The sequence below is a fragment of the Deinococcus aerius genome (assembly GCF_002897375.1).
Taxonomy (GTDB): Bacteria; Deinococcota; Deinococci; order Deinococcales; family Deinococcaceae; genus Deinococcus; species Deinococcus aerius.
The window spans coordinates 1-21,283 of record NZ_BFAG01000017.1 but is presented as its reverse complement, the minus strand read 5'-3'; the positions used below and the strand labels follow the sequence as shown (position 1 = coordinate 21,283).

The 21,283-nt window shown below is 70.5% G+C and carries 22 protein-coding genes; 8 read left to right on the top strand and 14 right to left on the bottom strand.

Translation table 11 applies throughout. The annotated features are described in order from the left end of the window. Window positions 1-12: 12 nt before the first annotated feature. The 3 genes from aroA to DAERI_RS19235 form a co-directional block, all read right to left on the bottom strand. The gene (gene aroA / locus DAERI_RS19240) at window positions 13-1,338 is read right to left on the bottom strand and encodes a 3-phosphoshikimate 1-carboxyvinyltransferase (protein WP_103131068.1); all 1,326 of its coding nucleotides are present in this window, start codon (window positions 1,336-1,338) and stop codon (window positions 13-15) included. A gap of 56 nt (window positions 1,339-1,394) precedes the next feature. Further along, window positions 1,395-2,063, bottom strand: a complete 669-nt coding sequence (locus DAERI_RS22140) for a hypothetical protein (protein WP_133162079.1) — start codon at window positions 2,061-2,063, stop codon at window positions 1,395-1,397. A gap of 212 nt (window positions 2,064-2,275) precedes the next feature. Next, window positions 2,276-2,563 carry a hypothetical protein gene (locus DAERI_RS19235; protein ID WP_103131067.1) on the bottom strand — a complete coding sequence of 96 codons (288 nt, stop codon included), beginning with the start codon at window positions 2,561-2,563 and terminating at the stop codon, window positions 2,276-2,278. A 171-nt stretch (window positions 2,564-2,734) separates the two neighbouring features. Here DAERI_RS19235 and DAERI_RS19230 point away from each other — a divergent pair, with 171 nt between their 5' ends. Next, a complete protein-coding gene (locus tag DAERI_RS19230; protein WP_103131066.1) occupies window positions 2,735-3,952 on the top strand; it encodes a saccharopine dehydrogenase family protein in 1,218 nt (405 codons plus the stop codon). A gap of 7 nt (window positions 3,953-3,959) precedes the next feature. Beyond that, window positions 3,960-4,592, top strand: a complete 633-nt coding sequence (locus DAERI_RS19225; protein ID WP_103131065.1) for a hypothetical protein — start codon at window positions 3,960-3,962, stop codon at window positions 4,590-4,592. A gap of 57 nt (window positions 4,593-4,649) precedes the next feature. Here DAERI_RS19225 and DAERI_RS19220 read toward each other — a convergent pair whose 3' ends face one another. Next, window positions 4,650-5,390 (bottom strand): MerR family transcriptional regulator, encoded by a 741-nt coding sequence (locus tag DAERI_RS19220; protein WP_103131064.1) that lies wholly within the window; start codon window positions 5,388-5,390, stop codon window positions 4,650-4,652. 240 nt (window positions 5,391-5,630) lie between these two features. Here DAERI_RS19220 and DAERI_RS19215 point away from each other — a divergent pair, with 240 nt between their 5' ends. Continuing rightward, a complete protein-coding gene (locus DAERI_RS19215; protein ID WP_133162078.1) occupies window positions 5,631-5,846 on the top strand; it encodes a hypothetical protein in 216 nt (71 codons plus the stop codon). A gap of 6 nt (window positions 5,847-5,852) precedes the next feature. Here the strand turns inward: DAERI_RS19215 and DAERI_RS19210 are convergent, their stop codons facing one another. Further along, a complete protein-coding gene (locus DAERI_RS19210; RefSeq protein ID WP_103131062.1) occupies window positions 5,853-6,881 on the bottom strand; it encodes a PIN/TRAM domain-containing protein in 1,029 nt (342 codons plus the stop codon). A 124-nt stretch (window positions 6,882-7,005) separates the two neighbouring features. On the opposite strand from DAERI_RS19210, the gene DAERI_RS19205 reads away from it, so the two are divergent. The 4 genes from DAERI_RS19205 (at window position 7,006) to dxs (ending at window position 11,414) form a co-directional block, all read left to right on the top strand. Then, entirely contained in the window at window positions 7,006-7,794 is a 789-nt protein-coding gene (locus DAERI_RS19205) for a hypothetical protein (protein ID WP_103131061.1), read from the top strand. Between the two features lie 147 nt (window positions 7,795-7,941). Then, the gene (locus tag DAERI_RS19200; RefSeq protein ID WP_103131060.1) at window positions 7,942-8,622 is read left to right on the top strand and encodes a PspA/IM30 family protein; all 681 of its coding nucleotides are present in this window, start codon (window positions 7,942-7,944) and stop codon (window positions 8,620-8,622) included. Between the two features lie 133 nt (window positions 8,623-8,755). Next, window positions 8,756-9,430, top strand: a complete 675-nt coding sequence (locus tag DAERI_RS19195) for a hypothetical protein (RefSeq protein ID WP_235610468.1) — start codon at window positions 8,756-8,758, stop codon at window positions 9,428-9,430. Between the two features lie 76 nt (window positions 9,431-9,506). Further along, the gene (gene dxs, locus DAERI_RS19190; protein ID WP_103131058.1) at window positions 9,507-11,414 is read left to right on the top strand and encodes a 1-deoxy-D-xylulose-5-phosphate synthase; all 1,908 of its coding nucleotides are present in this window, start codon (window positions 9,507-9,509) and stop codon (window positions 11,412-11,414) included. 41 nt (window positions 11,415-11,455) lie between these two features. Here dxs and DAERI_RS19185 read toward each other — a convergent pair whose 3' ends face one another. From DAERI_RS19185 to DAERI_RS19160, 6 genes are all read right to left on the bottom strand, one after another. Continuing rightward, window positions 11,456-11,833 (bottom strand): hypothetical protein, encoded by a 378-nt coding sequence (locus DAERI_RS19185; protein WP_133162077.1) that lies wholly within the window; start codon window positions 11,831-11,833, stop codon window positions 11,456-11,458. Continuing rightward, the gene (locus tag DAERI_RS19180) at window positions 11,830-13,113 is read right to left on the bottom strand and encodes a glutamate-5-semialdehyde dehydrogenase (RefSeq protein WP_103131056.1); all 1,284 of its coding nucleotides are present in this window, start codon (window positions 13,111-13,113) and stop codon (window positions 11,830-11,832) included. The genes DAERI_RS19185 and DAERI_RS19180 overlap by 4 nt, the downstream gene beginning before the upstream one ends. 99 nt (window positions 13,114-13,212) lie before the next feature. After that, window positions 13,213-14,304, bottom strand: coding sequence for a glutamate 5-kinase (proB, locus tag DAERI_RS19175; protein ID WP_103131055.1), 1,092 nt, complete (start codon window positions 14,302-14,304; stop codon window positions 13,213-13,215). A 65-nt stretch (window positions 14,305-14,369) separates the two neighbouring features. Next, on the bottom strand, window positions 14,370-15,290 hold the full coding sequence (locus tag DAERI_RS19170; protein WP_235610467.1) for a phosphotransferase family protein: 921 nt from the start codon (window positions 15,288-15,290) through the stop codon (window positions 14,370-14,372). A gap of 304 nt (window positions 15,291-15,594) precedes the next feature. After that, window positions 15,595-17,319 carry a tRNA lysidine(34) synthetase TilS gene (gene tilS / locus DAERI_RS19165; protein WP_103131053.1) on the bottom strand — a complete coding sequence of 575 codons (1,725 nt, stop codon included), beginning with the start codon at window positions 17,317-17,319 and terminating at the stop codon, window positions 15,595-15,597. Then, complete coding sequence (locus DAERI_RS19160) at window positions 17,316-18,233, bottom strand: DUF72 domain-containing protein (RefSeq protein ID WP_103131052.1); 918 nt, start codon at window positions 18,231-18,233, stop codon at window positions 17,316-17,318. The genes tilS and DAERI_RS19160 overlap by 4 nt, the downstream gene beginning before the upstream one ends. Before the next feature lie 92 nt (window positions 18,234-18,325). Here DAERI_RS19160 and DAERI_RS19155 point away from each other — a divergent pair, with 92 nt between their 5' ends. Further along, window positions 18,326-18,793 (top strand): peroxiredoxin, encoded by a 468-nt coding sequence (locus DAERI_RS19155; RefSeq protein ID WP_103131051.1) that lies wholly within the window; start codon window positions 18,326-18,328, stop codon window positions 18,791-18,793. 2 nt (window positions 18,794-18,795) lie between these two features. Here DAERI_RS19155 and DAERI_RS19150 read toward each other — a convergent pair whose 3' ends face one another. The 3 genes from DAERI_RS19150 to DAERI_RS19140 form a co-directional block, all read right to left on the bottom strand. Then, the gene (locus tag DAERI_RS19150) at window positions 18,796-19,236 is read right to left on the bottom strand and encodes a hypothetical protein (protein ID WP_103131050.1); all 441 of its coding nucleotides are present in this window, start codon (window positions 19,234-19,236) and stop codon (window positions 18,796-18,798) included. Then, entirely contained in the window at window positions 19,236-19,718 is a 483-nt protein-coding gene (locus tag DAERI_RS19145) for a Panacea domain-containing protein (RefSeq protein WP_103131049.1), read from the bottom strand. Before DAERI_RS19145 ends, DAERI_RS19150 begins: the two co-directional genes overlap by 1 nt. Window positions 19,719-19,815: 97 nt before the next feature. Then, window positions 19,816-21,177: an acetyl ornithine aminotransferase family protein gene (locus DAERI_RS19140; protein ID WP_103131048.1), complete on the bottom strand. Its 1,362-nt coding sequence runs from the start codon at window positions 21,175-21,177 to the stop codon at window positions 19,816-19,818. Window positions 21,178-21,283 lie beyond the last annotated feature (106 nt).

Genomic DNA, 21,283 nt, shown 5'->3' with positions numbered 1-21,283 from the left:
AGCGTAGGGGCTTCAGCGCGTGTCCGTCTCCGCATACTCGAACCGCGCTCCCAGCCCCTCCAGGTGGCGGAAGAACAGCGGGTAGCTCTTGCGGATGTGGTGCGCCCCGGTGATGCGGATGGGCGAGTCGGCCCTCAGTCCCAGCAGCGTCAGCAGCATGATCATGCGGTGGTCGCCGTGCCCGTCGGCGGTGCTGCCCCCGGCGATGCGCTCCGTCCCCGTCACGCTCAGGCTGTCCTCCGTCTCACCGGCCCTTAAACCCAAGCGTTCCAGTTCGCGGCGGGTGTCGCTGATGCGGTCGCACTCCTTCAGGCGCAGGGTGGCGACGTTCTCCCAGGTCGTCGTGCCGTGGGCGAAGGCGGCGGCGGCGGTAAGCGCCTGCACGGCGTCGGTGAAGCTGTCGCCGTCGCGCCTCACCGCATGGAGGGGTCGTCCGCCCCGCACCGTCACCCGGTCCCCCTCGCGCACAATGTCGGCGCCCATCCCGCGCAGCACGTCCACCGCCTCGCGCTCGCCCTGGAGATCATCCGCCCGCAGGTTCGACACCGTCACCTCGCCGGGCAGGATCGCGGCGGCGGCGAGAATGGCCGCACTCCCCGGATAGTCCCCTGGTACGAGGACGCGGCCCGCCCGGTACGCCTGCCCGCCGGGAATGGAGATGCGGGAAAGGTCGTCACTCGCACTCGCGCGAACCCCGAAGGCCGCGAGCGTCGCCAGCGTCTGCCGTAGTGGCGCGTGGCTCTTGATCTCGCCCGTGAGGCGCAGGTCCAGTCCCTCGGGGAGCAGCGGCGCGAGGAACATCAGGGCGGAGGCGTACTGGCTGGAACGCTCGGCGGACACCTCCACCAGCCCGCCCCGCACCGGGCCACTGATGGTGATGGGGAGTCGCCCACTAGTGCTGCTCACCCGCGCGCCAAGCCGTTCTAAAGCCTCAAGGAGGTCCCCCTGTGGCCGCTTCCCCAGCGAGTCGGCGTAGTCGGTGACAAAGGTTGTCCCGCTGGTCAGCGCCGCCACGCCCATCAGGAAGCGGGCGACGGCCCCCGCGTTGCCCGGGTTGAGGGTCACCCCCGTCCGGGGATGCGCCCCGAAACCGCGCACCACCACGTCTTCCCCCACCCGCTCCACGCCCGCGCCCCAATCGCGCAGGCAGCGCACCAGGGCCTCCGCATCCTCACTGGTGGCCGCGCCCACCACCCGCGTCTCCCCCTCGGCCAGCGCCGCCGCGAGCAGGTAGCGCGTCGTGTAGTTCTTGCTCGGCTGCGCCCGCAGTTCCCCCCGAAGCTCGCGGGCAGGGTGAACGATCACGTCGAAACGCTCGGGCAGGCCGTCGGTGGTCATGGGGAGGAGGCTAGCGCGGCGGGGGAAGCGGGCGGCGCAGGGGTCGAGACAGGGTTCTACCGCGTCTCCACCAAAGCGACTTCAGGAGGACGGCCCGGCGGCTGATCGTCGTTGAGGTTCACCAGTTCCCGCGCACCATCGGAAGTGACCGCGTAGAGGCGTCCCTCCCGGGCGTATACAAGTCGGCCCTGCTGGTCGAAGTCCGCCCATGAGGCGCCCTCAAGTCCCGGCACAGGCCGTGGGCCGCACCAGACGTATTGCCGAAGAAAGCCGCTGGGAAGCATCCAGCGGCCAAGAACATGCAGCTCAAGGGCCTTTTTTCGCAAGATCAGTGGGGGCTTGAAGTTTGCCCAACCCCCCGCTTCCGGTATCTGCGTCACACGCCAGCCGGTGCGCTTCATGGCCTCGATCCAAATGGCCTGTGAGCCCTTGGGATTGAACGCGACGTTCAAACCTGGAGGGGTGCGCAACGTCTCCATTTCGCCCAACCTCCAGTCGTGATTGAGCCACAGCTTCGTGTTGTCCGCGAAAATACCCCCGGCGACAAGGTTGCCGCTGGCATTCCATAAACCCAGGGCCTTGACTCGGGGCGGAGTGCAAACCGCCGTCCAGGAGTAAAAGTGCTTGACGCCGAGTTCTAGGCGCGCCCGCTCCTGGCGCCGCTTGGATTCATTGCGGGCCACATACACGAGATGCTGGCCGTCAGGCGACAGGTCGCTCAGCAATTCATACAGCCGCCCTGCGAACCATGAACCGGGCGTGAAAGTGTCCGTGCGGGTGTCCCACAGGTAAAGCCGTGTCCAACGGGAAGGGCCTCGGCGGAAAATGACGGCGGTGCTGGCCTCACTTGCCAGGAGTACCCAGACCCGCGCGGGGGCAGGGGGTGTATACGCCGGTCCCTTCGCCTGTTGCACAGCCCATGCTGGCATGAACTTCCCTACGGCGAGACCTGAAAGGTCCGCTGCCCCTCCAGCCTCAGGGTCGCCACCGCCCGCCCATCCTTCACGTTCACGACGCAGCTCTGCACGGTGTTCGGGGGCTTCCGCTTCAGGACCTCCTGACAGCTCACCTCGTAGGCCGCGTTTGGCGAGAGGCCGCCGCGCGCCGCTGCCTGCGCCGCCTGGCGCCCGTACTCGCGGGCGGCGCGGCCCTGCCACGAGAGCACGGCCACGAAGACCAGTACGCCTGCCACGAAGGCCAGCAGGATGAGCAGGAACGTCCGCATACGGGGAGCAGGCTAGCGCAGCAGAACGGGCCGCACCCAGGAGGAGGAGGTGGCGCGGCCCGCGAGGGAGGAGGCGAGCGGGACCAGAAACCGCTCGTCCCCATGGTGCGCCGGGAACCTGACGCGGGGATGACCCGGCTCCCATGAGGAAGCGGGGTACACTGACCCCCGATGAGCAAGGTCATGATTATCGGCGCGGGCGGCGTGGGCAACGTCGTTGCCAAGAAGTGCGCGCAGAACGACGAGGTGTTCACCGAGGTGCTGCTCGCCAGCCGCACGGTGAGCAAGTGCGACAAGATCGTCGCGGAGATTCACGAGCACATGCCCCAGAGCCGCACGAAGTTCACGACCGCCGCCGTGGACGCCGACAACGTGCCGGAACTCGCCGCCCTGATCCGCCAGTTCGGGCCGGAACTCGTCATCAATGTGGCGCTGCCGTACCAGGACCTCACGATTATGGACGCCTGCCTGGAGACGGGCGTGCATTACCTCGACACCGCGAACTACGAGCCGCGCGACGTGGCGAAGTTCGAGTACAAGTGGCAGTGGGCCTACCGCGAGCGCTTCGAGCAGGCGGGCCTGATGGCGCTGCTCGGCTGCGGCTTCGACCCCGGTGCCACGAACGTCTTTACCGCGCACCACGCCAAGCACCACTTCAGGGAAATCCACTACCTCGACATCGTGGACTGCAACAACGGCAGCCACGGCAAGGCGTTCGCCACCAACTTCAACCCGGAGATCAACATCCGCGAGATCACGGCGAACGGGCGTTACTGGGAAAACGGCGACTGGGTCGAAACACAGCCCCTCGAGATCAGCCAGGACATCTACTACCCCAACGTGGCGACCCGCAAGAGCTTCGTGCTGTACCACGAGGAGCTGGAATCGCTGGTTGTCAACTTCCCGACAATCAAGCGCGCCCGCTTCTGGATGACGTTCGGGGAGCAGTACATCAAGCACCTGACTGTCCTGGAGGCAGTGGGCATGACGAGCATCGAACCCATCGACTTCCGGGGGCAACAGATCGCGCCCATCGAGTTCCTGAAGGCGGTGCTGCCCGCGCCGGAAAGCCTGGCCGCCAACTACACCGGGCAGACCTGTATCGGCGTACAGGCGCGCGGCATCGGCCAGGACGGGAGGGAGAAGGTCCACTTCGTCTACAACGTGAAGGACCACGCCGAGTGCTACCGCGAGGTGCAGGCCCAGGGCGTGAGCTACACGACCGGCGTGCCCGCCATGATCGGCGCGATGCTGATGCTGCAAGGGACGTGGATGAAGCCCGGCGTGTACAACGTCGAGGAGTTCGACCCCGATCCCTTCATCGCCGGGATGAACCGCTGGGGCCTGCCGGTGGATGAACTGAGCGGCATTCAACTCGTGCTGGACTGAGGAAGCCATGCGCCCCGGTGTCCTCTTGGCTGTCCTGCTCACCCTGACCGGGACCCCCGCGTGGGCCGACACCCAGCCCGCCGAGCAGGGCCGGGGGGACGCCGTCCGGGTCACGTCCCTGAACGATGGGCGCTTCCGGTTCGTCCTGGGGCCGACCCAGTTCGTGCTCAACCTGGAGTCCAGCATCAGCGGCTGCACCGGGCCGCTCTATGACGGGGCGACGGGGGAGCAGTACGGGGGCAACGTGCGCGCCCGCGTGCTGGACGAGGTGCGGCGGGCGGGCTTCTGGTACGTCGTGATGCAGGTGAGCACGAACACGGGCTGCAACGTGCAGGGCCTGTGCGGCGCGGGCCTGTCCACCGATGTGCTCTGGCTCAAGCTGGACGGGCGGTTGCGACCCGTGGCGCGGCAGGCGGCGAGCGTCGAGGACTGCGGCACGGACACGGAGCTGGCCCGCTTCGACGGCCGGAAGCCAGAGGGAGGCGATACCCGCCTGGAGATGCGCGGCGGCGTCCTCTCGCTCGAATCGAGGCAGGACGACTACACCCGCAAGGTCACGACGGTCACGGCCCTGCGCTACGACCGTCGCTTTCCCGAACGCGGGCTGCTGCGCTCCACGAGGCAGATGCCGCTGAACTAGGGAAGCTGGAAGCCGCCCCGGAGCCTCAACGGGCACTCCGGGGCGGCCTTGTTGTGCTTACGCTCCCTTCGTCCCGTCCAGCGCCCTCATCGCCTCGCCGATGTAGGACCACATGGCCTGCATCTCGGGCGTCATGTTCCGCTGATACGACTCATTGAGCGCCCCACCGATGTCCTGCCGTCCACCCGTGAACTCGGCGACGAGGCCCTGCCAGCGCCGGGCGAGTTCGAGGACGCGCGGGTCCGTCGCCGGGGTCCCGGCCTCCATCTCGCGCAGCACCTCGGCCATCAGCCGCGGCCACTCCCCCTCGACCTCCTTGATGCGGGCCTCGCCGACTTCCTGGCGCCGCTCCTCCAGGTACTTCTTCTGCTCGTCGTCGAACTTGGGCTCCTCGCCCACGCGGCGGGCCGTTTCCAGCATCCTGTCCACCTTCTCACTCATGCGAATCACCTCCAGGAGGTCGGGCCAGCTTGCCCCGCATACGTCCAGCCGCCTCAGGCGCTCCAGCAGCGCCCGCTGGCGTTCCAGCCCCTCCTCCAGCACCCGGATGTGCTCCTCGATGACCCGCTGGGGATCGTGGCCGGGCGTTTGCAGGACGGCCCGGATTTGCCCCAGCGGCAGCCCGATGGCCCTCAGGCTCTGAATCTGTTGCAGGGTTCGCAGGTCGGCCTCGGAGTACAGGCGGTGCTCGGAGTCAGTTCGCTCGCCGGGCGTCAGCAGCCCGATCTCGTCGTAGTGCCGCAGGGTCCTGACCGTCAGTCCCGTGCGCCGCGCGAGTTCCCCGATCCTGAGCTTCACGCTGCCCTCCTGGAAGACACGGTAAAACCGGACGTTACGTGAGGGTCAAGGCCAGGCGAAATGGCGTAGTCGGGAGGTGCGCGGGGACCCGGCGACAACCCGCTGGGGCCTTTCTCAGAGAAAGGCGTCTGGAAAGATGGACGGCGCCTTGGGCGAATTCTCGGAAGGCCGCGGGAAAGACTCAAAGGCGGCTGCGGCGCGCCCGCCCTACAAAGCCTGCCCGGGAGGTCTGCTGTGGACATGTCGGAAGACACACGACCCCCTCCAGAACAGCTTCCCGACGCCGAGCTGCAAGAGCGGGTCAAGCAGCTTCGGCTCCTGTCCGAGCGCGTCCGGGCGCGCCGGGACCTGTGGGCGTCGTGGGACCTGGAGATGAGGGTCATTCAGCAGGAACAGGCCTGGAGGCGGGGGCAGCGGGTCCAGCGGGCTGGGCTTCTTCCCCCCCGGCAGGAGTAGTCCCCCTCACGCCGCGCCCTGGTTCTCCACCCGGGCGAAGATCATGCGGCCCACGTTCGTCTGCACGTTGTTGACGACCTGAACGCGGGTGGGCTTGCCCCGGAACTTCAGGCCGTCCTCGACGACGACCATCGTGCCGTCCTCCAGGTAGCCCACGCCCTGGCCCTGCTGCTGGCCGCCCTTGGTGACGGTGACGGTGAGGAGGTCCCCGGCCTGCACCTGGGGCCTGAGCGCGACGGCGGCGGCGTGCAGGTTCAGCACCTCCAGGCCGTGCAGCCGGGCGATCTTGCCCAGGTTGCCGTCGTTGGTGACGAGCTTGCCGCCCGTCTCGCGGGCCAGGCGCACGAGCTTGTCGTCCACGGTACTCAGCGTGGGGTCGTCCCAGTCCTCGACGCGCAGGGGGCGGGCGGCGCGCAGGTCCTCCAGCACGGTGAGGCCGCGCTTGCCCCGGGTGCGCTTCTGGGGGTCGGCGTGGTCGGCGAGGACCTGAAGCTCGCGCAGCACGAAGCCGGGCACGACGAGGTCGCCCTCCAGGAGGCCGCTTCGGGCCAGATCGACGATGCGGCCGTCAATGATCACGTTGCTGTCCAAGATCTTGCTGCCCGGCTGGCGGCGCACCGGGGGAAAGGCGAGCCCCCCGAAGGCGTCGGCGTGCCGGGCGGCGAAGGGGACGAAAAAGGCCGCCAGCACGAGCGTGACCACGACGCTCCAGACCCAGGTGTAAAAGGGCAGGCCGCGCAGCAGGTTGCCCAGCAGCACGCTGAGCAGCAGCGCGACCATCAGGCCGAAGGTGGCCGCCGCGACGGTGCGGGGCGAGAGGCGCGCGTACCAGCGGCCCAGGCGGGTCAGCTCCCGGGCCGCGAGGCGCTCGCCGCGGGGGGCGAGCAGCAGGGCGGCGAGCGCGCCCGCCAGCATCAGGCTGAGGGTATTCACCCGCGTCACATCGGGATCGCCGGTCCCCACGGCGAGGACCCGTCCCGCCCCCCATCCGGCGAGGAGGCCGAGCAGCATGATGATCAGCCGGAAGGCAAGCACGTCCCCGAGTGTAGCGGAGCCCTGGCCCCCGGGAAGCCACACTCCGTCACAACGGGTGAGGAAACTGACGGCTTGATGTGGGGCTCAAAGTGGACGCTCATGGAGGGCAGTTACCATGCCTGCCATGCGTGAAGTTTCCAAGGTGGCCTGCCTGGCGGGCCTGTTGTTGAGCGGAGTATCCGGCGTGACGGGCGCGCAGGGAACATCCGCTCCCGCCCGTGCCGCCACAGCGGCGCCCGTGTCGGCTGCGACTGCCCGCGGCGTGAGCAGCGTGGCGGTGGAGATCAGCGGGACCGTGAAGGGCCAGATCGTGGCCTGCCCCAAGACCCTGAAGGTGAGCGCGGCGGCAGTCTGCCTGTACGTGCGCAGCACCCCGGCCTCGCTGCGGCCCCTGGTGCGCGGCAAGCTGGGCACGCGCGCCCAGGGCGACTGGAAGACCTCCGGCCAGGCCAGCTCGCTGCTCGTGGCTGCTGCTGCGGGCGGCGCGGCCAACACCTTCGTCCTGATGGCCCCGCTGAGCGCCCAGGAATCCCTGCTGGTGGTGGACACGGCCCCGACGACGACCGCCGCCTCCGCTGCCCGTCCCGCCGCTCCGGCAGGGGTGATCAAGGGCCAGCCCTACGTGCTGGGCAGTGACCTGATCGGCGTCGTGAGCGTCACGCCCCTGGGCTCCGGCAAGTTCCGCCTCACCCGCGGCGGCCTGGACCCGCTCACGGTCACGGTGGGGCAGAAGCGGGCGCAACTGGGCAGCGGCAGCGTGGAACTCCCGCTCGTGCCCGCCACCGACGGCACCAACCTGATCTTCCCGCTGGCGGGATTGCGCTCGCTGGGCTGCACCTTCACCCCGGCGGGGTCGAACGTGACGGTCGCCTGCGGCCAGGCGAGCGTGGGGCTGCGGCCCATCGTGTTCTGAGCCGTCAGCCGTCAGGAGGGGAAGCTTCCGCGCGGGGCTTCCCCTCCTTCATTGCCCTGCCCCGGCTTTAGCTCGCCTTGAGAGTCGGGGGCGGAGGAACCCCGGTGGGCGCGGCTGCGTAATCATGACCACAAGGAGGCATCACCCATGACTATTCTCGACCGTCTGTCCCGACTGCTGCGTGCCAATGTCAACGACCTGATCAGCAAGGCCGAGGACCCCGGCAAGATCATCGACCAGGCCCTGCGCGACATGCGCGCCGCCTACGGGGAAGCCCGCGCCGAGGTCGCCGACGCGATGAGCCAGAACGCCCGTCTCCAGCGCGAGGCGAACACCAACCGCACCCTCGCCCAGGAATACGAGAAGAAGGCGGAGGAGGCCCTGCGCGGCGGCAGCGAGGACCTCGCCCGCGAGGCGCTGAGGCGCGCCCAGAACCACAAGGACCTCGCCAAGGGGTTCGAGGACCAGATCGCGGTGCAGAGCAGCACGGTGGACCAGCTCAAGACCCAGCTCCGTGCCCTGGAAGCCAAGATCGACGAGATGGAGTCGAAAAAGACCCTGCTCGCCGCCCGGCAGAAGACCGCCCAGGCGGGCGCCACCCTCGACCGGGTCAGCGGCTTCGACAAGGCGGGCGGGGCGATGAACGCCTTCGAGGACATGGAGCGCAAGGTCGCGGGGATGGAGGACCGCAACCGCGCGATGACCGAGTTGCGCCAGGAGGGCGACCTCGACGCGCAGCTCAAGGACCTGGGGCGCGACCGGGACCTCGACGACGCCTTCGCGGCCCTCAAGGCCCGGGTGCAGGGCGGGGACAAGCCGCAGGGCTGAGCAAAACTTCATGCAAAGGGGGCGTCTCAGACGCCCTTTTTTCATACCCGGAGTACGGCCAGCGCGCATTTGTTAGGCCAAGTTCAACAATGCTGACAGAATGGGGCCGATGTCGCGCTCTACCCTGAACCCCATGCGAGGCCCCGCCTCCCTCCTGATCGCCGCACCCCTCCTCGCGCTGCTGGGGGCGTGCGCGCCCGCCGCCACCAAGACGGCCCCGCCCGTGCAGGCGAGCACGAGCGTCTCCAGCGTCTCCTTCTACCCGCGCGAGACGGGACTGACCTGGACGTACCTCCCGGAGGGCGAACCGGCGGGCGGGCTGCCGTACACGTTGCGGGCACTCGGGCCGACCGTGTTCGCGGGGCAGACCGTGCTCGCGTTCGAGCTGACCGGGCGCGGGGCGGATCAGACGTGGTATCGCCAGGTGGGTGCGTCGGGCATTCAACTCCTGGGGTTTCGCAAGCCGGGGGTGACGGTGCGCCTCGACCCCGCCTGGACCGAGGCGCCCGCCGAGAACGCCTGGCGGGTGGGCCTGTCCTGGGAGGGCCAGAGCCAGGTGACCCTGACGAGCGACGACGGCAAGGTGCAGGCGCAGGGCACGCTGAAGTACCGCTACGACGTGCAGGACCGCCGCCGGGTCACCACACCCGCCGGAACCTTCGACGTGTGGGTGGTCACGCGCCAGATCACGGACGACGTGGGCGGCCTGTTCCCGGAGGCGCAGCAGGAGTGGTTCACCCCCTTCGTGGGGGACGTTCGGACCCCCGAGGCGCTGCTCCTCACCGGGCGCAACTTTGGGGGGAGGTAACGGTGCCCGGCCTGCTCTACCGTGGGGACATGACGCCCCGCCCCATACGCCTACCCTCAGAGTCGGGAGGCCAGCCATGAGCGAGCCGAAAACCTCCTCCAGCCTGACCACGGCGAGGCGCACCCCGCTCCTCGACCGGGTGGACAGCCCGGAGGACCTGAAAAAACTCTCGCGCGATCAACTGCCCGGGCTCGCCGCCGAGTTGCGCGACGAGATCGTGCGGGTGTGCTCGGTGGGCGGACTGCACCTGGCGAGCAGCCTCGGCGCGACCGACCTCATCGTGGCGCTGCATTACGTGCTGAACTCGCCCCGCGACCGCATCCTCTTCGACGTGGGGCACCAGGCCTACGCCCACAAGATGCTGACCGGGCGCCGCTCGCGGATGCACACCGTAAAGAAGGAGGGCGGCCTCTCGGGCTTCACCAAGGTCAGCGAGTCCGAGCACGACGCGATCACGGTGGGCCACGCGAGTACGAGTCTGGCGAACGCACTCGGCATGGCGCTCGCCCGCGACGCGATGGGGCAGGATTTCAAGGTCGCCGCCGTCATCGGGGACGGCTCGCTGACGGGCGGCATGGCCCTGGCCGCGCTGAACACCATCGGCGATATGCAGCGCAAAATGCTCATCGTCCTGAACGACAACGAGATGAGCATCAGCGAGAACGTGGGGGCGATGAGCCGCTTTATGCGCGGCCTCCAGGTGCAGAAGTGGTTCCAGGAGGGCGAGGGCGCCGGGAAGAAGGCGGTCCAGGCGGTCAGCAAGCCGCTGGCCGACTTCATGAGCCGCGCCAAGAGCAGCACCCGGCACTTCTTCGACCCCGCGAGCGTGAACCCCTTCGCGGCGATGGGCGTGCGCTACGTGGGGCCGGTGGATGGGCACAACGTCCAGGAACTCGTGTGGCTGATCGAGCGGCTGGTGGACCTCGACGGGCCGACCATCTTGCACGTCGTCACGAAAAAGGGCAAGGGCCTGAGCTACGCCGAGGCCGACCCGATCTACTGGCACGGGCCGGGCAAGTTCGACCCGGTGACCGGGGAGTTCAAGCCGAGTGACGCCTACTCCTGGAGCGCGGCCTTCGGGGACGCGGTGACGGAGCTGGCGAAGGCGGATCCGCGCACCTTCGTCATCACGCCCGCCATGCGCGAGGGGAGCGGGCTGGTGCGCTACAGCCAGGTTCACCCCCACCGCTACCTGGATGTGGGCATCGCGGAGGACGTGGCGGTGACGACGGCGGCGGGAATGGCGCTGCAAGGCCTGCGCCCCATCGTGGCGATCTACTCGACCTTTCTGCAACGGGCCTACGACCAGGTGCTGCACGACGTGGCCATCGAGAACCTGAACGTGACCTTCGCCATCGACCGGGGCGGCATCGTGGGCGCGGACGGGGCGACGCACAACGGCGTGTTCGACCTGAGTTACCTGCGCTCGATCCCGAACGTCCGTATCGGGCTGCCGAGGGACGCCGCCGAGTTGCGCGGGATGCTCAAGGCGGCGCAGGAGAACCCCGGCCCCTTCGCCATCCGCTACCCGCGCGGCAACACGGAGCGCGTGCCGGAGGGCACCTGGCCCGAACTCCGGTGGGGCACCTGGGAACGCCTGAAAGGCGGCGACGACGTGGTGATCCTGGCGGGCGGCAAGGCGCTGGAGTACGCGCTGAAGGCGGCCCGCGACCTTCCGGGCGTGGGCGTCGTGAACGCCCGCTTCGTCAAGCCGCTGGATGAGACGATGTTGCGCGAGGTGGCCGGGAAGGCCCGCGCCCTGGTCACGGTGGAGGACAACACCGTTGTCGGCGGCTTCGGAAGCGCGGTGCTGGAGGCGCTGAACGGCATGGGGCTCAGGACGCCCGTGCGGGTCCTGGGTATCCCCGACGAGTTCCAGGACCACGCGACGGTCGAGAGCGTCCACGCGCGGGCGGGGATTGACGCACAGGCGATCCGCACGGTGCTGGCCGAACTCGGGGTGGACGTGCCGCTGGAGGTGTAGGGGGAGGGGCGGGTCCAGGCACTGACACAGGCATCGACTCTTCAGAGAGGGTTGATGCCTGTTTCTTCTTCTGGAATGAGCCAGCCCTTATGGCTGCGAGTCATGCGGTGCAAGAACTCGAACGACTTAATCCATGCCGCCTCGAACTCTTCCTTTGTGATAGGAGCGAGGTTGGCGCGTCCCGCCTCGTCGTAAGGGGGCAGGTTGGGATTCAAGTCCAGCGGGCGATCAGTGAGCAGGTGCTGGTCATAAGCCGAGTTGATGTACCACTTCCGGCGCTCATCCGTGTAGCCCCTACCGTCGCCCAGCAGGATACGAACTTGCCGGGAGGGGTATTTCCCAACGTATTCGACCAACTCTTCGGTTTCCTCCTGCCCCGTGTCACCCTGCACCCGGAAGTAGCGCACCTCCTGCCTCAAGCCCGCACCTGACCGTCCCCCACCACGACCCATTTCGTTGTCGTGAGTTCGCGCAGGCCCATCGGCCCCCGGGCGTGCAGCTTCTGGGTGCTGATGGCGACCTCGGCGCCCAGGCCGAGTTGCCCGCCGTCGTTGAAGCGGGGGCTGGCGTTCACCATGACGGCGGCGCTGTCCACGTCGGCCACGAAACGCTCGGCCTGCGCCGGGTCGCGCGTCAGGATCACGTCGGTGTGGTTGCCGTGCGCGGCGATGAAGTCGAGGGCCTCGTCCAGACCCGGGACGGTGCGGATGCTGGCGGTGAGCGAGAGGAACTCGGTGCCGTAGTCGGCCTCGCTGGCGGGCTCGGCGTCCAGACCGGCGGACCGCAAGGTGGCGAGGGCGGGGGGATCGGCCCGCAGCGTCACGCCCGCCGCCATCAGGTCGCGGGCGAGGGCGGGCAGGGCGGGCAGCGCCCCCCGATGAATGAGCAGGGTGTCCAGGGCGTTGCAGGCGCTGGGTTTCTGCACCTTGGCGTTGTGGACGAGCCGGGCGGCCCGCTCCACGTCGGCGGGGTCACGGGTAAAACTCTCGTCGAGGTAGATGTGGACGACGCCGATGCCGCCCACGATCACGGGCACGGTGGCATTCTCCACGCAGTAGCGGTGCAGCCCGGCCCCACCGCGCGGAATGATCGCGTCCACCAGATCGTCGAGGCGCAGCAGTTCCAGCATCCGCTCGCGGGCCGGGTCGCGGATGACCTGGACGGCCTCGGCGGGGACGCCCTCGGAAGCCAGGCCAGCGCGGATGGCCTCCTCCAGCGCCGCGTTGCTGCTCACCGTCTCCTTGCCGCCGCGCAGGATAACGGCGTTCCCGCTCATGAGGGCGAGGGCGGCCACGTCCACCGTCACGTTCGGGCGGCTCTCGTAGATCACGCCGAGGACGCCCAGGGGCACCCGCCGCTGCGAAACGCGGATGCCGCTGGGAAGCGTGCGCTCGGGCGTGGTCTCCCCCACCGGGTCGGGCAGGGCCGCCACCGCCTCCACGTCGCGGGCGATGGCGGCGAGGGCCGGGGCGTCAAGGCGCAGGCGGGCGACCATCGGGGCGGGGAGTCCCGCGGCCTGGGCGGCGGCCACGTCCCGCGCGTTCGCGGCCAGAATCCCGGCCTCGCGCGCCCGCAGTTCCCGCGCGACCGCGTGCAGGGCCGCGGCCTTGCGATCCGTGGGGAGTGAGCGCAGCACCCGCGCCGCCCGCCGCGCCCGCAGGCCCATCTCCCGGACGCTCAGGGTCTCGGTGGTCGTCATGGGGGCAGGGTAGCAGGGGGGATGGCGCGGGGCCCGTGACTTGTCGAGGCTTGGCCGGGCGCCCCGGCTCTCCCCAAAGGGGACTCGCCACCGTCCCCCTTACAGCCGCACGAGGTCGTCCCGGTGGACCGCCTCCGGGCCGTAGGTAAATCCCAGCACCCCCTCGATGTCGCGCGAGTGGCGCCCGGCGATGCGCGCGAGGTCGGCGGCGCGGTAGCGGGTGAGCCCGCGCGCCACCTCGCGGCCATCCGGGGCGAGGAGGCGGACCGTGTGGCCGCGCTCGAAGGGGCCGTGGACGGCGGTGATCCCGGCGGGGAGCAGGCTTCCGCCGCGCTCGCGCACCGCCCGCGCCGCCCCCTCGTCGAGCACGACGCGGCCCGTCGCCACCTCGGCCAGAATCCAGCGTTTGCGGGCCTCCAGCCGCGAGCCGTGCGCGAGGAAGCGCGTGCCCAGCGCCTCGCCGCCCACGATCCGGTTCAGGGCGTTCTCGGCATCGCCGGGGGCGATCACGACGGGGGTTCCCGCGCGGGTGGCGATCTCGGCGGCCTGGATCTTGGTGTGCATCCCGCCCGTGCCGCGGTGACTGCCCGCCCCGCCCGCCAGCGCCCAGACCTCCGGGGTCACCCGCTCCACCACGGGGATCAACGTCGCCCCGGGGTCCACCCGCGGGTCGGCGGTGTAGAGCCCCGGGGCGTCGGTCAGGATCACCAGCAGGTCGGCCTCCGTCAGGTTCGCCACGAAGGCCGAGAGGGTGTCGTTGTCGCCGACCCGGAGCTGCGCCGTCGCCACCGCGTCGTTCTCGTTGATGACCGGCAGCACGCCGCGGCTCAGGCAGCCGTCCAGGGTGGTGCGGGCGTTCAGGTAGCGGGTGCGGTCGCGGAAGTCGTCGGCGGTCAGGAGGACCTGCGCGACGGGCACCCCGTACAGGTCGGCCACGGTCGCGTACAGGTGCATCAGGCGGCCCTGCCCGACCGCCGCCAGAAGTTGCTTTTCCGCCAGGGTCCGGTCGCGCGGCGGAAAACCCAGCGCCTCCCACCCGGCGAGCACGGCGCCGCTGGTCACGAGGACCACCTCGTGCCCGGCCGCCCGCACCGCCGCCATGTCGCGGAGCAGGTCCACCAGCCGCGGGCGGTGTAGCCGGTCGCCCCCCGCCGTCAGGACGCTGGTGCCGAGTTTGAGGACGACGCGCATGGCGCCCAGGATAGGGGAAAGAGGCCGCTTGGACCCGGCTCGCCCCTGCCGGAGGGACCGCGTTCTCAACCTACCGCGAGCCCACCAAAGGCCTGCCGGACGAACCACCGATGACGTGCCCGCAGGGTTTCCTCCGTCCGGGCGTCCAGCCCCCACCCCGCCAGTCGTCCCGCCGGGCGCAGGGCGGCCCAGAGGTCCCAGAACGGCAGGGCCGCGAAGTCGAGGCCCGAGCCCGCCCGGTAACGCCGCGTCAGCTCGTCCATCGCGCCCCGTCCATAGAAGAAGAGGGTTTCGAGCCGCGCATTCGCCAGGTCGGCCAGGGGATCGCCCAGCGCCGCGTCCTCCCAGTCGATGACGGCGGCCAGGCGGCCCTCCCGCCACAGCACGTTGCCCGGCCAGAAGTCCCCGTGCAGCGGGGCGGGCGCGTTGCGGGGCGCGGGCGGCCAGACCGGTTCGAGCGCGTCCCGGATCATGCCCTCAGCCAACGCCTCGTCGAGGACGGCGGGGCGCTCACTCAGGCCCGGCAAGGGCTGGAGGAAGGGCAGTTCCCCCGACCACCGAACGGCGTGGAGGCGAAGGAGGAAGTCGGCCACCCGCGCGGCATACTCCACCGGGGCCGCCGGGGTGAGGACCGCCTCGCCCCCCACGTACCGGGTGACCAGGACGGGTGCGGGGAACACTTCGCCGGACGAGTCGGCATACAGCGGTTGCGGAACGGGCAGCCCGGCCGACATGAGGAGGCGCAGGAGGCGGAACTCGTCGTCGGCCACGTTCGGATTGCTGCGGACGTTGGCCTCCCCGTACTGCCGGACGACCCACCGTTCGACTGACCCGCCCGGAACACCGATCTCCAGCGCGGTGACCCGGGCCGAAACACCCCCGGTGAGCGGCCACGACCGCAGCACCTGGGCGTGGGGGTTCAGGCGCCGAGCGAGCCGCTGCCAGGGGGTCACGTCCATCAGATGGGCTTCCCGCGCTCGACTCACGACTCCTCCAGGGTAATGGGGCTTGTGCGGGCGTGGGTGACGGGCCGGACAAGGGCCTCTTCATCACCGGCTGAAGGGGAGCTGACCGGAGGAAGGGACGCTGGGTCCAGGCAGGAACACCCACCTGACACTCACCGCACCAGGGAGGCTTTCAGATGCGCACCGAACCCCGCCGCACCCCTTCTCTCCTCGTTCCCCTGCTCGCGCTGCTACTCCTCGCGCTCGTCACCGCGGTGGGGGGCTGGATCGCGGGCGGCGTGGTCGCCGTGCTGGGCCTCCTGCTGCTCCCCACCGCCCTGGGCCATCAGCGGCGCGGCGAGGGAGCAGCGGGCGGCGAGGGCTGGTCCGGCGCCGATTCCTGGGGCGGGGATTCGGGGTGCGACTCGGGTGACGCTGGCGGGGGGGACGGGGGCGGCTGCGGGGGCGAGTAGCCCGGGCCTCCTCCACCCCGCAGGGCGCGGAAGGTGCCGCGCAGCAGCCGGGCCGCCTCGCCCGCCCGCAGGCCGCCCGTGACGGATAGAGCCTGACCCCAGCGGAAGGCGAGCAGGTCGGAGACGCCGCCCAGCGCCCCCGCCCCCCGGTTGCGCGCCCCGTACACGACGTGCCCCACCCGCGCCTCCAGCGCCGCACCCAGGCACATCGGGCAGGGCTCCAGGGTGACGACGAGGGTGCAATCCGTGAGGTAGGGGGTGCCGAGCGTCCGGGCCGCCTCGCGCAGGGCGGCGAGTTCGGCGTGCCGGGTCATGTCGCCGTGTTCGCGGCTGGTGTTGCGCCCCCGCCCCACCACGCTCCCGCCGGGCCCCAGGACGACCGCGCCGACCGGCACCTCGCCCAGCCGGGCCGCCTCGTGCGCGAGGGCCAACGCCTCCCCCATCGCGGTGTGGAGGGGGTCCTCGGGAACGCCCGCCTCCTCCCGCGCCCCGGCGGCCCAGAGGGGCGGCGCGAGGCCCACCCAGCGCACCTCACCCCCCGCGGCGAGGACGGGCACCCGGTCCCGCTCCCCACGCGGCACCCTGGCGTCGGTCAGCACGTCGCTGAGCTTGCGCGTGCCGCCGGGAAGACGAATTCGGTCCCCCGGCAGCCGGGTGCGGAGCGTCCAGCCGTCCGGGAGCGGGAAGTCGGGGGCGGGCCACGCCAGCGGCCGGAGGTGGAGCCGCCCGCCCGTCGCGGTCACGTCCCGCGCGCCGGGCAGGGTGACGTGCGCCGTCTCCCCCGCTCCAAGGGCCGCGGCGAGGCGTTCCACGTGTTCGGTGTGGTAGGGAAGGCCCGCGTCTGCCAACGCCCGCGTCACGTGACGGCGCAGGACGGCGGGCGGTTGGGCCTCCGGCGGCGCGTGCCCGGTCAGGCGGGCGGCGAGGTCCCCCAGCGCCGCGTCGTCCTCGCGGGACAGGCGGGCCACCCGGGCGAGTGCCCCCTCCACGTCGGGAAATCGGGCGTTCAGGAGGGGCAGCACGGCGGTTCGCAGCCACGCGCGGGTCTGGGCGGGGTCGGCGTTGGTGGGGTCCTCGCGCCAGTCCTGGCCGAGGGTTTGCAGGAACGTCTCGATCTCGGCGCGGGGCACGTCCAGCCAGGGGCGACGCACCCGGCCCCGCTCGGGCGGAATGCCGTTCAGGACGGCCTCGCCGCGCAGGAGTTGCATGAGCACCGTCTCCGCCTGGTCGCGGCGGGTGTGGGCGGTCAGGACAGCCCCGGCCCCGTGCCGTTTCGCCATCCGGCCCAGGAACTCGTAGCGCACGCGGCGGGCGGCGTCCTCCAGGTTCCAGCCGCGCCGCGCCGCGACCGCCGCCACGTCCACCCGCACCCCCTCAAACGGCACGCCCAGCCCGTCCGTGAGGGTCTGCACCCATGCCGCATCCTCCGCCGAGTTCGGGCGCAGCGCGTGGTCGAGGTGGGCCGCGACGGGCCGGGCACCCACGAGTACGAGCGCCCGCAGCAACGCCACGCTGTCCGCCCCGCCCGACACGCCCACGAGGACCGTCTGCCCCGCGTAAGGCGCGAGGGGGCGTTCCAGAATCGGGTGGAGCCTCACCCCTCCCCCCCGCCCGGCCAGGTCACCCCCAGCGCCCGCATCAGGGCGAGCGCGTCGTGGGGGGCGTGCGCGCCGATATCGTTGTCGAAGTACACGTACACGTCGCGGGGCTGGCGGGAAACGGGCGTCCCGGTGAGGCGGCGCGCGTCCGCGGGCTCACCCCCTGCCCGCCACGCCCGGACCCGCCCTGCCCAGGCGGCGATCTCGCCCGGCTCATACCCGCTGCGGTACAGCTCGCGCGAGCCGTGCAGACGGACGTAGACGAAGTCGGCGGTCACCTCCTCGATCAGCGGAAAGTGCCCCGCCGCGTCCGCGACGACGAGCGCGACCCCGTGGCGGCGCAGCAGCCCGGGCAATTCGGGGGTGACGAAGCTCGCGTGCCGGACCTCCAGCGCGTGGCGCAGGGGCACGTCTCGCTCCGCGTGGGTCCACGCCCGGCCCTTCAGGTGCGCGTCATGTTCGGCGGCCAGCCGCGCGGCCTCCCCCGTTGAACCCGGCAGCAGGTTCAGGAAGGCGTCCAGCACGTCCGGGTCGAAGCGCACCCCCTCGGGGAGTTGCCAGAGGACCGGACCCAGATGCTCCCCCAGCCGCAGCACCCCGGACGCGAAGAAGTTCGCCAGCGGCACCCGCACCCCCCGCAGCTTCTTCATGTGGGTGACGAAACGCCCGCCCTTGACCGCGAAGACGAAGCCCGGCGGGGTCTGCGCCGCCCAGCGGGCGTAGGCGTCCGGCTTCTGGAGGGCGTAGAACGACCCGTTGATCTCCACGCTGCCCAGCCGCCCGGCGAGGTATTCCAGTTCGCGCCGCCCCGGGAGCCCGGCGGGATAGAACGCGCCGCGCCAATGCCGGTACGTCCAGCCGGACGTGCCGATGTGGACGCGGCCGGGCGAGGGTGGGGTGGGCGGGTCGGTCAAGGCGTCCTCGGGGCGGGAAGAGGGCGGCCCCTCCCGGTCCCCCACTATGCCCCGAAAGCCGTCTGACCGGGCATGGCCCGTACAATGGCCCCATGTCCCCCCGCGTCGGCCAGCCCGCCCCCGAGTTCGACACCCGCAGCGACGATGGCCGTCCCGTCTGCCTCGCCGACCTGCGGGGGCGCTGGGTGGTGCTGTATTTCTACCCCCGGGCGAACACCCCGGGCTGCTCCATCGAGGCCCAGCGGTTCGAGGCCGCCCTGCCCGAGTTCGAGCGCCTGGGTGCTGCCGTGATCGGCGTCAGCACCGACACCGAGGCTCGGCAGGCCAATTTCCGCGACTCTTGCGGCCTCAGCTTCCCGCTCATCCCCGACGGGGACCGCACCCTGTCGCGCGCCTATGGGGTGCTGGGCGGCCTGGGTGGGCTGCTCGGCCTGGCGGCCCGGCAGACTTTCCTGATCGACCCGCACGGGAAGGTCGCGCATCACTGGTCCAGCGTGAACCCCCAGACCCACGCGGCGGAGGTGTTGCGCTGGCTCCAGGGCCAGGCGGTGCGGGCGTAGCCTCAGCGCCCCCGGCCCTCGGGCGCCCGGTCGGCTGAACCCCCCGGGATCACCGGCCCCTGCGGGTACAGCCAGCGCAGGAAGACGAGGAAGAGCCCGATCACGGTCGCCGTACTCGTGGTGAGAAAGGCGATGATGACGCCGCTCTCCAGCCGGAAGGGGCGCCCGTTCAGCTCGCCCCAGCCCACGGCGAGGGTGAGGATCACGTCCGCGACGAGCCACGCCGTCGCCAGGAGGAACACGGCCCCGCCGATCCCCAGCCGCAGCAGGCGCTGGTCCACCGCCTCGCGGTAGCGCAGCTCGCGGGTGCGGCGCTCCAGTTCGGCCGCGTTCGCGTCCCGCAGCCGCTGCTCGACCTCCAGGCCGCTGCGCACCACCCGGTCGATCGGGTTGGGCTCGGCCAGCGGTTCCGGGGACGGGGGAAAGGAGGGTTCGGGGGGCATCAGGCGCTGCGGGCGAGACTGGTGTAGTACTCGCGGGTCACCTCGTTGGGAATCAGGTCGTTGGGGAGGCCGTACGTCTGGGTCCACGGGCTGCCCTGCAGGTGGGTCAGGCGCGCGAGGTCCTCGCCGTCCATCTGGCCGTAGTTGCGCCACACGCTCCGCACGACCTCCAGCGCCTCGGGATCGGCGCCGAGGTCCGGTTCGCCGGGGGCGACGGGCAGGACATCGTCCGGGCCCAGCGTCCGCTCGCCGCGCCAGTAGTCCCAGAGTTTGCGCACCACCGGCCCGTGCCGCCAGGCATGCACCGTGTTGTAGATCAGGGGCCGCCCCAGCAGCGCCAGGGTCCACCCGTGCGCGATGTACACCAGCTTGTGAACCTGCATCTGCGTCAGCGTGCGTCCCTCGGCCCGCGCGAGGTCGAGGAAGGCGTTCGCCACCACCTCGGCGGCATACCCGGTTCGGGTCGGATCGGCGATGGTCATGGGCGGCCTCCTTTCTGATCACAGCGTAACACAAGCGGCCCGAGTTCAAGGAAAGGGACCGTCACCCCGGGGAGGACGGCCCCTCTGCTCGCGGCTCCTACTTCAGGCTGGCGAGCGCCTCCCGCATGATGCCCAGGCCCGTCTCGGCCTCCTCGCGGGTGAGGATGAGGGGCGGGCTGATGCGGATGACCGCCTCGCCGCAGTCGAGGTTGAGGAGGCCGCGCTCGAACATCGCCATGCTCGCGGCGTCGCGCAATTTCCCGTCCGGGCTGCCGTCCGGCTTCACGAACTCCAGACCGATGAAGAGGCCTTCTCCGCGCACGTCCCCCAGGAAGGGGAACTCGGCCTGCATCCCCCGCAACTCGTCCATGATGTAGGCGCCGACCCGGGCCGCGTTGTCCATCAGGTTCTCGCCGCAGCCGGGGTGCTTGACCACGCCTTCGAGCAGGTCGAGGGTCGCGTGCGCCGCCGCCGCCGCGACCGGGTTCCCGCCGAATGTGCTGCCATGCGAGCCCACGGGCCAGGTCATCACGCTTTCCTTCGCCAGCATCGCGCTGATGGGCAGGCCCGAGGCGATGCCCTTCGCCAGCGTCACGATGTCGGGCTGAACGTCGAAGTGCTGGAAGGAAAACATCTTCCCGCTGCGGCCCATCCCCGCCTGCACCTCGTCGAAGATCAGGAGGATGCCGTGGCGATTACAGAGTTCGCGGAGCTTCAGCAGGAAGTCGGCGGGCGGCACGATGTACCCGCCCTCGCCCTGCATGGGCTCGATGATGATGGCGGCGACCTCATCGGCGGGGATAACGGTCTGGAAGAGGTGTTCGATGTGGTCGAGGACCGCCTGCCCGCAGGTTTCCGGCGTGCTCCCCAGCGGCGGGCGGAAGGGGTTGGGATAGGGCACGTGGCTCACGTTGGGCAGCAGCGGGCCGAAGCCGCGCTTGTACTTCGTTTTGGAGCCCGTCAGCGTGATCGCCCCGTAGGTCCGCCCGTGGAAGGACCCCAGCGTGGAGATGACGTGCGTGCGCCCGGTGTGGTTGCGCGCCAGCTTCACCGCCGCCTCGACCGCCTCCGCGCCGGAGTTGCCGAAGAAGACGCGCCACTTCTCGCCGGGCCGCTCGATGTGCGCGACGAGGCGCTCGGCCAGGCTGGTGGTGATCTCCTGCGGGTAGTCGGTCAGGCAGACGTGCGTGAACCGCGTGACCTGCTCCTGCACGGCTTTCACCACATGCGGGTGTGCGTGCCCCGTCGTGCTCACCGCGATGCCCGCGAAGAAGTCGAGCATGGTATTGCCGTCCACGTCGGTGAGCCACACACCCTCGCCGTGGTCCGGCACGAAGGGATAGGGCCGCATGTACGAGGTGGAGAGGTGCTGAGAGTCGCGCTCCATGATGGCCTTCGTCTTGGGGCCGGGGAGCGAGGTTTTGAGGAGGGGTTGGCGGGGCTTGGGAAGGGTGGTCATGGGGACTCCTGAATAAATTGAGTGAATGGGGAGAGATTTGGGCGGTTGCGTCGCGGGTAAACCCCTCCGGCCCTACGGGCCACCTCCCCTTGAAGGGAGGCAAGTG